The sequence below is a fragment of the Gordonia sp. 852002-10350_SCH5691597 genome (genome assembly GCF_001665715.1).
In the GTDB taxonomy this organism is placed as follows: Bacteria; Actinomycetota; Actinomycetes; order Mycobacteriales; family Mycobacteriaceae; genus Gordonia; species Gordonia sputi.
This window is the reverse complement of the sequence record NZ_LZMO01000260.1, coordinates 1-14,703: the sequence shown is the minus strand read 5'-3', so window position 1 is coordinate 14,703 and position 14,703 is coordinate 1. Positions and strand designations below refer to the sequence as shown.

The following is a 14,703-nucleotide window of genomic DNA, read 5'->3' as shown; positions in this document are numbered from 1 at the left end:
CGTCAGCCGGCGTGAACCGCGAGCATCCGTGAGACCGACTCGGGCCACGTGAACTGCGCAGCACGCGCGCGAGCGGCCCCTTCACGTTCGGAACGCGGTATCGACAGAACACGCTCGACGGCGTGCGCGAACCCTGTCCCCGAATTGTCGGCGAGTGCGCCGCACGAGTCGTCGACCATTCCTGCGACGGCGGATGACCGCGATCCGACGACCGGCGTCCCCGACGCGAGCGATTCCAACGCCGACAGACAGAACGTCTCATGCGGGCCGGGAGCAAACGAGACGTCGGTGCTGGCCAAGAGTGCTGCGACCTCGCGCCGGTCACGCAGGTGGCCGAGGAAGGTCACCGGGAGCCCGCGCGCGGCGTGCTGCAGGGCGCCGCGCATGGGCCCGTCTCCCGCGATGACCAGATGCACGGGTAATCCTGCGCGGTGGAGTTTCGCAGCTGCCGCGATGGAGCGGTCCGCACGCTTTTCCATCGACAGTCGGCCGCAGTGACCCAGCAGCGTCGTCGACCCATCGGTCCAGCGAGCACTCAGTGTGGGGTCAAGGTGGTGTGGCGCGAACTGCTCCAAGTCGACACCGAGCGGTGCGCGGACCACGTTGCTGGCCCCGATACGTTCGAACTCAGCGGCGGCGAACCCGGTGGTGCACACCACAGAGTCATACGAGTTGGCTGTCGCGGCGTTTGCCCGATCGGCCAACGCGCGTGCGGTGCGAGCGGGCATCGCCATGGCGAGCAGCCTGTCGAGTCGCTCGTGTGACACCATCGTCGACGGGATGCCGCGGCGTCGAGCCCAGTCACCGAAGCCGCGCAGCGTCAGCCGGTCCGACACCTCGAGCGCGTCGGGGCGGATCGAAGCCAGAACGTCGGCGACGCGTCGAGCAGATGCCAGGCGGTAGCCGCCGGAGAATGGGATACCCGGCGCGCGCACCGAGATCTTCACCACTCCCGACGGCATCAGGTCTTCCCGGGATTCGCTTCCCGGTACGACGAGCGTCACGTCATGTCCGGCGGCGACGTAGCCGGCACCCCAGCGGTCGACGGCCGTGCGCAGTCCTCCGGAGCGCTCACCGTAGAAGTTGGCCAACTGGACGATGCGCACCCCGCCAGTCAGCCGCGCTCGCGTGAACGCAGCGCTACGCGTGCCTTAGGCCAGGTTGAACTGCGCCTTTACTTCCTTCGATCGGATGTGCTCGACATAGAAGGAGAGGAAGGGGATGGTGCCCGCGATGGCGGTCACGATGATCTTGCCGACCGACCAGCGCACCTTGATGCCGAGGTCGATCGCGCAGATGAGGTAGATGAAGTAGATCCAGCCGTGTACCGGCGGGACGAAGTCCAACACGTGATTGCCGAAGCCGTAACGCAGGATCAGCTCGGCGACCAACAGCAGCAGCCAGATACCGGTGATCCACGCGAGCACGCGGTAGCGAGTCAGTGCGCTCTTCACCTTCGCGACGGGCGTGGTGGTCTGCGTGGTCTGGGCGGTTTCGGCGGTCTGTGGGGTCTCGCTGCTCACCTGTGGTGTTCCTCCGTCTGTGTGGACTCGCGGGTCGTCGCGGGCGTGGTGACCGGGGCCTCGGTGCGCTCGCGGTCTGCGGCGGCGAGTTCGGCGAGGTAGCGGTTGTAGTCGGTGAGTGTGGAATCGTCGCGCGCGGGGTTCGCGGCGAACGACGACGCGCTCGGGGTGGTTGCCCGCTCGGGAAGTATGCCGTCGGGGATCTCGGTCACGCCCTTGGGCTTGAGCTTCTCGACCTCCTCCGGATCCGCTTCGAGCACGACGAACCGGCGGTACGCCCAGACGAACGCGACGGCGAACGCCGGCCACTGGAGCGCGTAGCCCAGGTTCTGACCGGTACCGCCCGACGACTCGAAACGATCCCACTGCCACCACGCCATGCCGAGACAGACAACGGCCGCGAGCGCCACCAGCACCAACAGTGCCGGGCGGTGCCGACGGGCACCACGACGCGTAGTAGACATACCTTCGACGGTACCTGGCCTGGGTCTATCGCCGCGCGACCGGTACTGTTGACCGCGCACGCGCGAGTGGCGGAATTGGCAGACGCGCTGGATTTAGGTTCCAGTGTCTTAGGACGTGGGGGTTCAAGTCCCCCCTCGCGCACCATGACCTTCGGTGCTCAGCCGGAAGAACTCCACCTGCGACACCTCGATGTCCTCGACGGTCCGCAGGCGCATCCCCGACGTCGTGGTCGGCACCGGCAGCGTGAAGATCCGGGTCTGTCTGTCCCAACGGAACGTGGCCGTTCGTTCATCGACGACGACCCACGTGTCGCTCGCATCGAGGGCCTCGACCGTCCACCCCACCGGCCCCGCAGACCGCGGGGTGACCGTGTAGTGGTCGACGAGTGTCGGGACGTCGAACGCCCAGCCGACCGCCTGCCCGGCCGTCAACGTCAACGGGGGCGTCGACGAGTCGTCGTCGAAGGCGTTGGCCGCGTCGCTCGGTCCGCGGGCGCAGCGGGGCGCGTTACCGGGAGAGGTCAGATCCCGCGGCGGCCGGGGCATTGCGCCAGGCGGTGTCAGTGACGGTGGTACCGACCCGGCGGCCCAGGTGGTCGGCTGTGGCCCGAGCGCGACGTGGATCACCGCACCGCGACGTAGGCGCTCACGAGGGACCGTGATCTGCTGCCACGGCTCGCCGTCGATGGTCACCGACTCGATGTAGCGGTTGGTCGTCGACGCCGCGGGCGCTTCGACGCGCACGACGGCGCCGTCGAGTGTCCAACTGATCGACGGGAACGTCGGTGCGGTGATCACGAACTCTCCGGAGCCGATGGTCAGCGGGTACAGACCGGTGGCCGCCAGCAGGTACCACGCCGACATCTCGCCGTTGTCCTCGTCGCCCGGGTAGCCCTGTCCGATCTCGGAGCCGAGGAACAGTCGCTGCGTCGCCTCGTGCACCATCTCCTGGGTTCTGGCATGGGCGAGGTTGCCCGGTGTCGACGCGAATGCGTACATGAACGGAATGTGGTGGGCCGGTTGGTTGGACAGCGCGAGCATGCCCATGCGGGTGTCGCGTGCTTCCCGCATCTCGTGGATGACGACGGGGTACGAACCGCGGACGTCGTCGCGTCCGGTCTCCTGCAGCGCGCGGAACTCGTCGAGTCGTCGGCACAGGGCGTCACGGCCGCCGTGCAGCGCAGCGATGCCCTCTCCGTCCTGTGGTGCGGTGACACATGTTCCCCACGCGTTGGTTTCGGTGTAGTCGAGTCCCCAGTTGCGGGGATCGAAGGTGTCGATGGGCCGGAATCTGCCGGATCGATCGCGGCCACGAAAGAAACCGGTATCCGGATCGAACACCGTGGCGTAGTTCGCGGCTCGAGCGGTGAACCATGTGGTGTTGGCCCGGAACTCGTCGATTCGAGGGTGCGTCGGGAAGCGGTCGGCGAGAACGCGCGAGAACACCGCGATGGCCGCGTCGTTGATCGCGGCGTCGACGGTCCAGCTCATGCCCTCGAAGGTCTCGGTGTCGGTGAACCCTCGAAACAGTGACCGGTGCATGCCCTTTCGTCCGACGCGCGGATCGTCGGACGGTGTGGTCGCGTTGCGTAGGCATGCGTCGTATGCGGATTCGAGGTCGAAGTCCAGTCCTGCCAGCGCCGCGTCGGCGAACACTGCGTCGCTGCTCGTGCCGGTCATGATGTCGGCAGGGCCCGGAGCCGACCAACGACTCGTCCAGCCGCTGCGTCGGTAGTGTTCGACGAAGCCGTCGATGAGTTCGGCGGTCGACGTCGGCCACACGAGTGTGCGCAGCGGCCAACTCGCCCGGTACGAGTCCCAGAATCCGTCCGTCGTCGTCAGTGCGCCGTCGACGACGGGTCGTGCGGTGTGAGTTGGACCGTCCTCCTGTACAGAGCAGAACGGATCGGCGTACGCCCAACGTGGTGTCTGCGGGGTGCCGATGTTCTCGTGTGCGATGTTCGGATACAGATGCACGCGATGCAGACACGAATACAGGGTGGTGAGCTGGTCGGCGGTGGCACCTTCGACGTCGAGTCGGCCGAGAATTTCGTTCCACGCGGTTCGGCTGGCCGCCCAGATCTCGTCGAAACCGCCTCCCGCGAGCCGCATGTCGTACTCGAGGTTCCGATGTGCCTGCTCGATACTGATGAACGACGTTCCGACGGCCAGAACGGCGCGCCGGTTAGCTGACACGTCGAGGTCTATCGAACCGAGGACCGCGCTACGTTCGTGCGTCGAATCGGCATGGGCGACCGAGGTCACCGGGACGTCGATTCGTGCCGAGAAATACATGCGGGGGACTGTGACCAATCCGCCTGGGCCGTCGACGAATCCGGTGACGAGTCCGTTGGTCGCATGGGTCAGGACCAGTGCTCCGGAATTGTCGAACTGGTCAAAGACGAGTGCGCCCGAATCGGTGGGAAATCGCATCCGAAGCCACACGGACCACAAGCCCGCAGTCAGCTCGGCGTCGATGCCACCGTGATCGGCGCCCCCGCCGAGGGGGACGGCGTAGCGATCGGGTCGGTCGGCCTCGTCCTCGTGTGAGAACCGGAGCGCACGGGCGGCGCGGTCGAGCAGTGGATGGCGACGTACCGCAGGGAAGAACTGCAGCACGCCGCGGTCGCCCATCCAGGGACTGGGAATGTGGGATGTCGCGAAAGACTGTAGCCGCGAACGATTCTCGGAGTCGTTGGCCTCGTGGTACGAGTACGGCCATCCCCGGTTCCCTCCGTCGGTCATCGGCAAGCCGAACACCGATCCGTGCGGTGGGGCCACCAACGGCGCGCAGTTTCCGCGGGAGAAGCGGTCACTCGAGTGCGTTCCGCGGGTCGTGCGTACACGATGGATGCGCTCGAGTGACTCGGGTTCGGCGCGGCGTAACCCCACGTCGTCGAGAAACCCGTGCATGCGCCGTCGTGTACGAGTCCCGTCGGCTCGTACGGGCGCCGTGATCCGTAGAAGCACCCGCGTGATGCGCCGACCGGTGAAGGCAGACAGCTGAATTCGTTTGAGCGTCCACTGGTCGACGGCGATGGTGCGCGAATCGTACTGCGCCGCCGGATTCACGACGACGCCGTGTTGGTCGCGCAGACGCTGATCCGACAGCGTGCTCCCATCGTCGAATTCGAGGTCGAGTGCGACCGCGGTCCCCGCATAGGAGTCCCGCACGTCGGGCTCGTCGGCGTCGAACACGGGATGCAGCGCATAGACGAGTTCCCGTTCGCTGTCGACGACGAGCCCCACGAGGTCGCAGTCGCCGACGTCGAAGACCAATTCACGATCGGCCTCCGCCGTGATGTCGTACACCCATGGTTGCGGCGACGTGAGACCAACTAGTGGCTTGGAGTTGACCGGGCGGGCGGGGCCGGGTCCGCGGCGCAGCGTGCCGTCTGCTCCGTCTCTGCGCCGAGATCCCCGCACGATCGCCACTTTAGCGAGCGATGCCCGTCGGTAGGACCGATACGGATGCGTGACGATGGTGCGGGGTCGGCGCGACACCCGATGCCCGCGGCAATCGGGGGATCGTGGCCTTCAGAGAATCGTGTCGACGACGAACTCCGATATCGCGCCGCGCGCGCCTACGCCGTTGGCGACCGCGGCGGCGCCCGGTTGTGCGACGCTCTCGACGCGCGCCACGTGGACCACGATTCCGTTGCGCATGAGCCAAACGTCGTCGGCTTGGACGCCGAGGGTGAGTAAGTCGCCGGGGCGTGCGATCGTGTGTGGTTCGGCGAGGTCGATCAGGCGGTCATCGGCGCGCAGGAGGAGGCTCAGCATTCCGTCCGGCGCGACGGCGCACCGAATCGCGTCGGGTGCTGTGGCGGTCTGCAGCGACTGTCGTCGTACCTCGAGGAACCACTGCCGTGACTCACCGGTGGGGAGTTCTGCCAGCGTGCGGTGAGTTCGTAGTCCGGCACCGACATCTCGATTCCCGCAACACCTCGTCGCGTCCCGGTGTTGCGCAGCACGCCGTCGGCCACCACATACTCCCCGGGTTCGCCCGACCAGATAACCGAGTTGCCACCCCACGCTGAGTCCGATGGTGCGCCCACCACCTCGCCGCAGTGGGAGAAGGTGTCGGAGCACCACACCCGTCGACGTCCATCGGCGCGAATCGGGGCGGGCAGCGGAATGCGCAGCGCTGCAGTGATCGTCGACGCCAACAGATCGTGTCCCGCCGTTGTCATGTGGACTGCGTCGGAGGCGATCAGGTGTAACGGATCCGCCTCGGGCAGGCCCGCCGCGCTGAACGGTTCCGATGCGTCGATCAGCAGCACAGTGTGGGAAGTCTCCGAGGCGATGGCGCACAACCGGTCTCGATAGTCGTTCCACGAGATCGTTCCGTCGTTGGTATCCATGCGGTGGTAGGAGTGCACCAGAACGTGCACCGTCGCCGGCGATGTGTCAGCGAAGTACGTGAGATTCGCGCGAATGTTGCGCTCGTAGGCCGCGGGATCGGCGCCGTCTCCGAAATCATTGGAACCGACCATGTGCGTCATGAGGATCGGCCGTAGCGACGCGATTGCCGCCCGACTTGTGTCGTCGAGGTAATTCGCCGACGTCGTACCCGAGACACCGGCATTGACCACCACGACGCCGGGCACGTCGGTCGACATCATCGACGATCCGGCGAGGGTGACCCGACCTTGCGACGGTCGGCCGTCCAGACGCGGATACGCGGCCTGCACCGTTCGCGCCCACCGTTGCACCCAGCTGTGCGACTGGTCGTCGAGGCCGTGGCCGGAGGTCGTCGACGATCCGGCGGTGACGATCACTGCTTGGCGCGAGCCCGCCGTGGCGAGCGCGGCGTGAACCCTGCCGAGGACGTGTGCGGACACCCGGCAAACGTTACTCGTGGTGCACACGGGTTCGGAGTGGCCGCAGCGGGTTGCGATCGGATCAAGATGGACATTTCGGGCACAGCTGGTGAGGTTGCGTCCGTAGCGTCGGGACATGAGCAGCTATGTGACCACCAATCCTGCGACCGGCGTCACCGAACGCGAATTCCCGACCCTCCCGGACGATCAACTCGACTCGCTCGCCAAGCGATCGCTCGACGCGTACACGCAATGGCGGGACACCACACCGGCGGCGCGCGCCGAGATACTTTCGCGCACTGCGGATCTCTACGAGAAGCGTGCTGACGAGCTGGCCGCGGCGATCACCACCGAGATGGGCAAGGTAACCAAACAGGCGGTCGGCGAGGTGCAACTGGCCGCCAGCATCTATCGCTGGTACGCCGACCACGGACCCGACCTTCTCGCGGACGAGGAGATCGACCCCCAGGGCGCGGCCGAATCACTCATCCAGCGTCGCCCCATCGGGCCGCTGGTCGGAGTGATGCCCTGGAACTACCCCTACTACCAGGTGGCACGCTTCGTCGCGCCGAACCTGATGCTGGGCAACACCATCATCCTCAAGCACGCCTCGATCTGTGCGGCGTCGTCGGCGCTGATGGCGGACGTCCTGCACGAGGCGGGTGTGGGTGAGGACGTCTACATCAACGCGTACATCAACAGCGACCAGGTGGCGAAAATGTTGGAGAACACCGCTATTCGCGGTGTATCGCTGACCGGTAGTGAGGCGGCGGGTGCCGCGGTAGGCGCAGAGGCCGCCAAGAACCTCAAGAAGTCGGTGCTCGAACTCGGTGGGTCCGACCCCTTCGTCGTACTCGATACCGACGACATGGCCCGCACCGTCAAGGTCGCCTCAAGGGCACGTCTGTCCAACACGGGTCAGGCCTGTAACTCGCCCAAGAGGTTCATCGTGCTCGACGACCTCTACGACGACTTCGTGGCCGGTCTCGTCGACGCCTTCAAGTCTGCGAAGGTCGGAGATCCGACCGACCCGGCGACACAGGTCGGGCCGCTGTCGTCGGAGAGCGCACGGGACACCGTCGCCGAGCAGATCGACAAGGCCGTACAACAGGGAGCGACACTGCACACCGGCGGCACGCCGATCGGCGACAGCGGCGCCTTCCTCGAGCCCGCAGTTCTGACCGACATCACTCCCGAGGCCGATGCCTACTCAGAGGAGATCTTCGGCCCGGTGGCGATGGTCTACAAGGCCAGCTCGATCGATGACGCGGTCCGTGTGGCCAACGACGTCCAGTTCGGGCTCAGCGGATCGGTGTGGAGTACCGACATCGAGAAGGCGCAGCAGGTTGCCGACCGACTCGACGTCGGTATGGCCTACATCAACGAGCACGGCACCACGCTGCCCGGACTGCCCTTCGGCGGGGTGAAGCGGTCCGGCTATGGTCGCGAGCTCGGTCGTTGGGGGATGGGCGAATTCGTCAACACCCGGCTGCGCCGCACGTCCGAGAAGTAGTGCGGCGAATCCGGTTGCGATCGTCCTCGTAGATCGAGACCGATCGCAACCGGATCTGCGACCGTGGTCAGCCGGCTGCCGGAATGGTGAAGGGTAGCCCCGGCACCGGAGTGATCGCGGGCTTCGTCGACGGGGCCGTCGACGGTGCTGTCGCGCGGCGACGATCCTCACCGGCGGGCGTTGACGGCGACGTCGTAGGCGTGTCGGGCTTCACCGACTTCTCCGCGGCGGTCTTCTCGATGTCGGTCTTGTCGGTGCGGGCACCGTCCCTGGCGTCGCGCAGCTTCTTGTTCTGCTCGGCGCCCAGCCCGGTGCCCGTGGTGTCGTCTTCACGCAGACACATCGAGCGGATCACGTTGTGGTAGTTGACCAGTCCGTACGTGATGGCCGCCGAGCCCGCCGCGTTGAGCAGGCGGACGGGAGTGAGCGGAAGGCCTTCGGGAAGTACTTCGCCCTCCACCAAACCACCGGCAGTGGCGAACAGGTGGAGTGACAGATACAGCGAGTAGTACGCGGCGGTCATTCCCTTGGTGACGGTGAGGTCGGAGAGCGGTACCGTCGCCGCGAGGTTGTCGCCCTGGCCGATGTTGTGCCCGAGGCCCAACGCGATGTCGAGGGGTGCGCCCCCGACATAGGGAATGATCGTGCCGATGTAGGAGGCGATCGATTCCGCCGTGTTGAAGTCCGCGGGATCGGCAGGAATCAGGTTGTGCGGGATCGGGGTCGACCGCATCGTCGAAAGAATGCGCTTGGTCTCGTTGCGGATGTTGCGCTTCTGCGCCTCGGTGGTGACCATCGTCTGCGCATAGTCTGAGGTGCGGGTCACGATGCGCGACAGCGGAAGTGAACCGACGGGCGCACAGGTCTTGTTGTCGGCGAGTGCGAGTTGATCGGCGATGTCCTGCACGATCGCCGGGATCGGAATGTTGTAGCGAACAGTCTCACTCGGACGGCCGGCGTCGTCCTTCTGTTCCTTCGTGACGCGCGCGACGCACTGGTTGATCATCGAGCTGGCTATCGCCTGATAGGTGTACTGGGCTCCGAGCGCGCTGGCAGACACGCCGATCTGGAGCAGGCTCTTCCAGGTGATGAAGTCCTTAAGCGCGTCGAGTTGGGTACCTGTCAGAGGGCTTCCCGAGATCGGTGCGATCTGCGACAGCACCTTTGCCGGTGCCACGACCGTCGTGAACAGGTACAGCCAGGCGGTCTCGACCGCCTGCATGAGCGTGATGCGGCTGACCGGGATGGCCTCGTTCTGCTTGCCGTCGCGAACCTTCAAGAGCTGCACCACGATCCACTGAGAGATCGGGCTCCGGTATTTGGTGGCCGGGTCGTCGGAGTCGGCTCCGAGTGCAAGCGGGTTGTCGGAGATGGCCAGCGTCGAGACGTTCATGTGGTCCATGTCGCGGTGCGCCTGGGTGCGTGCGGCATAGGCGTTCTGCTTCAGTTGCGGCGGGAGCGACGGGAGGATCGACTCGAAGAGCGAGTCGTAAACCACCGAGAGCGAAGTGAATTCAGCACTGACACAACTGGTTTCCTTGCCCAGATTCTCCTTGGGCGTTGCCAGCAGTGAGCGCTTCGACTTGCCGATCCGGTCGAGACGCTCGTCGTATGTCTCGGCGGGACGCGTTGTCGGCTTTACCTTGATCTGTGCCGCTTGCGTCGCGACTTGCTGCTGGTGAGCGGCCTGCGTTGCCACCACAGCTGCCGTGCCGTTACCGGTGGCGCCGGCGGCAAAGACCGAACACAGCGTCGTTGCCGCGGTGACGCGGACCAGCCACTTCGTCCCGGTTCTCGATCGTCCTGCTGCCACCGGGTGGTCCCGACCCACGCCACGCACCATGGAGCACTCTCTTCTCATGTGTCACCGAAATGGTGTCTGCCGACTGCTCATCTCATCCCGCCGAGAGCACCAGCACATCGGCTCAGTTGGTGAGGTTAGCATAACCTTAATGAAACTCTAAGGTCACTATCAGGTCTCGGCTGACACCCGGAAGGTTAGGGCACTTTGAGGAACCCGTACAGACTTCTCGGCGAATTGATCTAAGTGTCGTCCGCCACCGCCCCAGCCGTGTGGTCTGCTGGACATCGCCACACGAAGTATCGAAAGGTCGGTGACGCATGTCTGACCCCGCGTTCGGGCGTCTTCCTCTCGACGACTTGTCGGTTGTCGATTCACTCGGAGCGGATCTGCGTGCGGCGCAGTACAACTCCGATGGAGTCGCCGCACTTCTCGGTGACGATGCCAACGCCGCGCTCGGCAAGGGAGTGTGGTGGCCTGCGTTACGGGCCGCCTCGCTGGCGCCTGCCGATCGCCGACCCCTCGCGACGCTGATACGACTCTTCCTCCTCGGCTCCGACGAGCCGCGCGAGGCCGCCGAGCAGGCGTTTGCGTCGACGCCGCTGGACGCGCTCGCGGCGAACGGGGTCGTCGAGTTCGTCGACGACGAGCGGGTCCGCGCCATCCTCGACATCCGACCGCACGCCGACGACGTCCGCGACTACCTCGTCGTCTCCGACCAGGACGCCGCGATGCGATCGGGTCCGGTCGCCCCCGATCACGTGCTGGGGATCGGCGGAGCGTCGATCTCGTTGGCGCGGGCGATCATTCGTGACCCGGTCGAATCGGCATTGGACCTCGGTACCGGGTGCGGAATCCAGGCGCTACACCTCGGAACCCACGCCGATCGGATCGTCGCGACGGATACCAACCCCCGCGCGCTGGCGCTGGCGGCCGCGACGGCACGCCTCAACGGGATGTCTTGGGATCTGCGCGAGGGCAGTCTGTTCGAGCCCGTCGGCGACGAGCGCTTCGACCTGATCGTCTCCAACCCGCCGTTCGTCGTCGGGTCAGGGTCGCAGGACTACGAGTATCGCGACTCAGGGATGGAGGGCGACGCCCTGTGTGCGCGCCTGATCCGCGAGTTGCCCGCGCGCCTGAACCCCGGAGGCACGGCGCAGTTGCTTGCCAACTGGATCGTCTACGAGGACGCGGACTGGCGCGATCGAGTGGGTTCGTGGATCGCGGAGACGGGGCTCGACGGGTGGGTTGTGCAGCGCGAGCTGGCCGATCCCGTCGACTACATCTCGCTGTGGTTGTCCGACGCGGGCGAAGAACCGGATCAGATCGCCGCGCGAGGATCCGCCTGGCTCGACTGGTTCCAGCGGGAGCGCATCGCGGGAATCGGCATGGGAGTCATCACACTTCGGGATCGCCGGGGTGGATCCGACGGCCCGCCCGACGTCGTGAGCGAAGAGATCACCGGCGCGGGCGAGGAGATGACCGGCCCCGAGGCCAAGGCATTTCTGGACCGTCGTGACTATCTGCGGACCACCTCCGACGACGCGCTGCTCGCCGCTCGACTGAAGACCTCCCCGGTATTCCTCGACGCGCAGTCACTTCCGAGCGACGACGGCTGGCAGGAGATCGGAGCATCCGTGCGGCGTCCGGGCGGGCCGGGCGCCGTCCTCGGCGTCGACGAGGTCTCACGGGCGTTGCTGGCGGGTTGCCGAGGTCAGGTGCCACTGGGAGCGCTCATCGACCTCCTCGCCGACTTCCACGACGTCGACGCCGACGCGCTTGCCGCCGCAGCGCTACCGGTCGTCCGTGAGGCCATCGGGCGGGGCATCCTCTACGAGGTGCGCTGAGCAGGCGCCGACCAAGTCCGCTCCAACCGGACGCAGACCACAACAGATCAGCCCGACCGGATTGTCCGACCCCGATCTGATAGGACCGGGGTCGACACCTGACGTTCACCGCGACGTCGCCTCGTCGTTGACATGAGCTGGTCATCTGAGAGGGTTCGCGACCGGCCCCGACGTCCATGGGGCGCAACTCATTCGGGGAGGCAACACCATATGCGTCGGTTCGGAAGTCGCAGATTACTCACGGCCGCAGTCGTTTCCGCCATCGCCGGCGTCGGGTTGCTCGTACCCACGACCGCGACGGCAGCTCCCGCGGCATGTGCATTCACTCCGACCACGGTCTCGGCGTCGAGCGGCTTCACCGCGGGCGAGAAGTCGGCGCCGTTCGCGACGGCGAAGCCCGCGAATCACATCGCGACGCTCGACGCGTTCTCGTCGCTGTCTCCGGTGATCAAACAGCAAAACCTTCTCGAGGCCATCGCGGTGAACAATGCTGCGAGCCCGAAGGTGTCGGCGTATGCGGTCGACGACAACTACGCGATCGAGGGACCCGCGATCTTCAACGCCCTCGGCTCGAAGCTCTCGCCCGCGTTCTTCGACGCCCTCAAGGCAGGGCAGCTCCCGAAGACGAGTGAGCTGCTGCTCGGCGACAAGGCGTTGGTCGGCGATCGCGTCGGCACGTCGAAGGAGAAGAAGTACTTCGACTACCGGCGGCCGTTCGAGGTGGCGCCCACTCTCGTCCGTCATTACGGCGACGGCCGTCCCGATCTCTACGAATCGGTACGCGGCAGCGGGTCGTACCCGTCGGGACATACCACCTGGGGCTACACGCAGGCCTTCCTGATCGCGACCATGTTGCCCGAGGTCGGGCCGCAGGTTCTCGCCCGTGGCGCTGAGTACGGTTATCACCGCGTCGTGCTCGGCGTGCACTACCCGCTCGACGTCATCGGTGGGCGCATGCTTGCCGAGAACATCACTTCCGAGGTCATCGCCGACCCGAGTTTCGCAACGCTGCTGGCGCAGGCACGGGCCGAACTGCGGTCGGTACTCGCTGCGCGGGTCGGTGCGCCGATCGGCCGCATCGTCGGCTGCCAGCAGCCCTACATAGGGACCGACGCCGCGTTGAGTAGCTACCGCCAGCGCTCGACCTTCTCGTTCCTGCCGACCGGACCCGCTGCGCCACTTCAGGTTCCGGCCGGCGCCGAGAACCTGATCCGGGCCGCCCATCCGGGGTGGTCGACGCAGCAGCTGCGAGACCTGTTGGCTCGGACGGCCTTGCCCGGCGGGTATCCGCTCGACAAGACCGGAGCGAACGGCGGCTGGCAGCGACTCGACATCGCGCGTGCGTGGGTGGCTCGCTGAGGAAGGCCGCGCAGCTCAGATAGGTCGGATCGGAGCGCAGAAAACCACGTCCCTCGGGGCCTCCGCACGTACCGGTACATGCGGAGGCCTCGAGAGGCGTAACTTTCTGCGCAGCCGACCTGAGTTTTCGGACCAGTCAACGGCTACGGGAACTCAACCGGGTACAGCTTCGCTGACAGGTTCGCGTTCCGAGGTACAGCAGCCGAGCTGTCGGACGGCGGAGCGGCGGGGCTGTGAGCCGCGCGGTAGGCGATCGCGGGAAGTCTATGGAGCTTGTCGATCTCAGCGGCGCGTCGAAGTTCCGCCCACGCCCAGCAAGCACCGAAGACGAGCAGCGTGACGGCTATAGACGTGGTCTCGTCCCAGGGGCGGTGGGCGACGTGGATCGGAACGATGATCAGGGCGATCGCCTGAATGACATACGAGTCGAGGCTGCGCGCTCCGGTCATCACAAGAGGCCGCAACCAGTCGTGATGCCACACCCGAAGTAGCGCGCGGAACACCCCGTACACCGCGGGTACGACGACCCAGGCGCCCAGCGCGCGTGCCGGCGCGAAGCTGACCTTGTCGGCGAAGTGGGATTCGAGTTCGGCCCACGGGCCGGTGTCGATCACGTAGTGGAAGACCAACCAGACGCAGACCGCCCCGACAAGGACTGCAGGCAGGTATCTGTCGATGAAGCGAGCTCCCTGCCATCGTTGACGAGGCTCAAGAAAGTTCCCCAGGTGTGCTCACTGAAATTCCCCACCCGTGGGCGGTTTCTACTGTAGCGACCTTCTGGTGGGTGCGGTGGCGGTGCGCTGGCTGTGGGTGCGGGCGTGATGGTCACGAAGCCGGTAGGAGTCGCCGTCGAGTTTGAGCACGACGGAGCGATGCAGCAGCCGGTCGAGCATGGCTGCGGCGACGGTGGTGTCACCGAGCACTTCGCCCCATTCGGCGACGGACCTGTTGGTGGTGATGACGATGGATGTTTTCAAATATCGTTGCGCCACAACCTGAAACAAGGCTGAAGCGGCTTCGGCCGGCAATGGGAGGTAGCCGAGCTCGTCGATGACGAGCAAGGTGGGTCCGGCGAAGAATCGCATGCAGGTGGCCCAACGTCCTTCGATCGCGGCTTTGTGGCAGCGTGCGGCCAGGTCGGCGGCGGTGGTCACATAGGTGCGATAGCCGGCGTGGACCGCGGCGTTCGCAAGCCCGACCGCCAGATGCGTCTTGCCCGTACCCGGCGGACCGATGAGCAGCACGTTCGTCGACGATTCGAGGTAGGCACACGTCCCGAGTTCGCGGATCAGCGCCCGGTCCACGCCGGGCGCGGCGTCGTAGTCGAAGCCGTCCAACGTGGCCGGGGTGGGCAGGCACGCGAACCGCAACCG

General features: G+C 66.1%; 12 protein-coding genes and 1 tRNA gene. 4 read left to right on the top strand and 9 right to left on the bottom strand.

Features of this window, described 5'->3' with window-relative positions; genetic code table 11:
* Positions 1 to 2: 2 nt before the first annotated feature.
* The 3 genes from A5777_RS19290 to A5777_RS19280 are packed head-to-tail and all read right to left on the bottom strand — an operon-like array spanning position 3 to position 1,987.
* Positions 3 to 1,106 (bottom strand): glycosyltransferase, encoded by a 1,104-nt coding sequence (locus A5777_RS19290; protein WP_064863881.1) that lies wholly within the window; start codon positions 1,104 to 1,106, stop codon positions 3 to 5.
* 45 nt (positions 1,107 to 1,151) lie between these two features.
* Positions 1,152 to 1,523 carry a DUF3817 domain-containing protein gene (locus A5777_RS19285; RefSeq protein ID WP_064863880.1) on the bottom strand — a complete coding sequence of 124 codons (372 nt, stop codon included), beginning with the start codon at positions 1,521 to 1,523 and terminating at the stop codon, positions 1,152 to 1,154.
* A complete protein-coding gene (locus A5777_RS19280) occupies positions 1,520 to 1,987 on the bottom strand; it encodes a hypothetical protein (protein WP_064863879.1) in 468 nt (155 codons plus the stop codon). Before A5777_RS19280 ends, A5777_RS19285 begins: the two co-directional genes overlap by 4 nt.
* Positions 1,988 to 2,047: 60 nt before the next feature.
* On the opposite strand from A5777_RS19280, the gene A5777_RS19275 reads away from it, so the two are divergent.
* Positions 2,048 to 2,132: transfer RNA gene (locus tag A5777_RS19275), tRNA-Leu, on the top strand.
* Here A5777_RS19275 and A5777_RS19270 read toward each other — a convergent pair.
* From A5777_RS19270 to A5777_RS19260, 3 genes are all read right to left on the bottom strand, one after another.
* The gene (locus A5777_RS19270) at positions 2,111 to 5,413 is read right to left on the bottom strand and encodes a GH92 family glycosyl hydrolase (RefSeq protein WP_082933757.1); all 3,303 of its coding nucleotides are present in this window, start codon (positions 5,411 to 5,413) and stop codon (positions 2,111 to 2,113) included. The genes A5777_RS19275 and A5777_RS19270 overlap by 22 nt on opposite strands.
* Before the next feature lie 111 nt (positions 5,414 to 5,524).
* The gene (locus A5777_RS19265; RefSeq protein ID WP_064863878.1) at positions 5,525 to 5,770 is read right to left on the bottom strand and encodes a hypothetical protein; all 246 of its coding nucleotides are present in this window, start codon (positions 5,768 to 5,770) and stop codon (positions 5,525 to 5,527) included.
* Positions 5,764 to 6,831: an SGNH/GDSL hydrolase family protein gene (locus A5777_RS19260; RefSeq protein ID WP_064863877.1), complete on the bottom strand. Its 1,068-nt coding sequence runs from the start codon at positions 6,829 to 6,831 to the stop codon at positions 5,764 to 5,766. The genes A5777_RS19265 and A5777_RS19260 overlap by 7 nt, the downstream gene beginning before the upstream one ends.
* Positions 6,832 to 6,946: 115 nt before the next feature.
* On the opposite strand from A5777_RS19260, the gene A5777_RS19255 reads away from it, so the two are divergent.
* Entirely contained in the window at positions 6,947 to 8,323 is a 1,377-nt protein-coding gene (locus tag A5777_RS19255; protein ID WP_064863876.1) for an NAD-dependent succinate-semialdehyde dehydrogenase, read from the top strand.
* Positions 8,324 to 8,390: 67 nt separating this feature from the next.
* On the opposite strand, the gene A5777_RS19250 is transcribed toward A5777_RS19255, so the two are convergent.
* Entirely contained in the window at positions 8,391 to 10,136 is a 1,746-nt protein-coding gene (locus tag A5777_RS19250; protein WP_231895118.1) for a hypothetical protein, read from the bottom strand.
* Between the two features lie 308 nt (positions 10,137 to 10,444).
* Between A5777_RS19250 and A5777_RS19245 the strand changes: the two genes are divergently transcribed.
* Together A5777_RS19245 and A5777_RS19240 are read left to right on the top strand one after the other, a co-directional pair.
* Complete coding sequence (locus A5777_RS19245) at positions 10,445 to 11,971, top strand: DUF7782 domain-containing protein (protein WP_064863874.1); 1,527 nt, start codon at positions 10,445 to 10,447, stop codon at positions 11,969 to 11,971.
* 210 nt (positions 11,972 to 12,181) lie between these two features.
* Positions 12,182 to 13,330 carry an acid phosphatase gene (locus A5777_RS19240; RefSeq protein ID WP_064863873.1) on the top strand — a complete coding sequence of 383 codons (1,149 nt, stop codon included), beginning with the start codon at positions 12,182 to 12,184 and terminating at the stop codon, positions 13,328 to 13,330.
* 143 nt (positions 13,331 to 13,473) lie between these two features.
* Here A5777_RS19240 and opgC read toward each other — a convergent pair whose 3' ends face one another.
* Both opgC and istB read right to left on the bottom strand, forming a co-directional pair.
* Positions 13,474 to 13,944 carry an OpgC domain-containing protein gene (gene opgC, locus A5777_RS19235; protein WP_442903063.1) on the bottom strand — a complete coding sequence of 157 codons (471 nt, stop codon included), beginning with the start codon at positions 13,942 to 13,944 and terminating at the stop codon, positions 13,474 to 13,476.
* Positions 13,945 to 14,091: 147 nt separating this feature from the next.
* Positions 14,092 to 14,703 (bottom strand): IS21-like element helper ATPase IstB (gene istB / locus A5777_RS19230; RefSeq protein ID WP_064863872.1); only part of this gene is annotated, 612 nt, incomplete at its 5' end.

Bases quoted from the DNA above. Each gene is read 5' to 3' on its own strand.
- A5777_RS19280 (WP_064863879.1), bottom strand. From the start codon at position 1,987: ATGTCTACTACGCGTCGTGGTGCCCGTCGGCACCGCCCGGCACTGTTG.
- A5777_RS19245 (WP_064863874.1), top strand. From the start codon at position 10,445: ATGTCTGACCCCGCGTTCGGGCGTCTTCCTCTCGACGACTTGTCGGTT.
- A5777_RS19240 (WP_064863873.1), top strand. From the start codon at position 12,182: ATGCGTCGGTTCGGAAGTCGCAGATTACTCACGGCCGCAGTCGTTTCC.
- A5777_RS19265 (WP_064863878.1), bottom strand. From the start codon at position 5,770: ATGCTGAGCCTCCTCCTGCGCGCCGATGACCGCCTGATCGACCTCGCC.
- A5777_RS19255 (WP_064863876.1), top strand. From the start codon at position 6,947: ATGAGCAGCTATGTGACCACCAATCCTGCGACCGGCGTCACCGAACGC.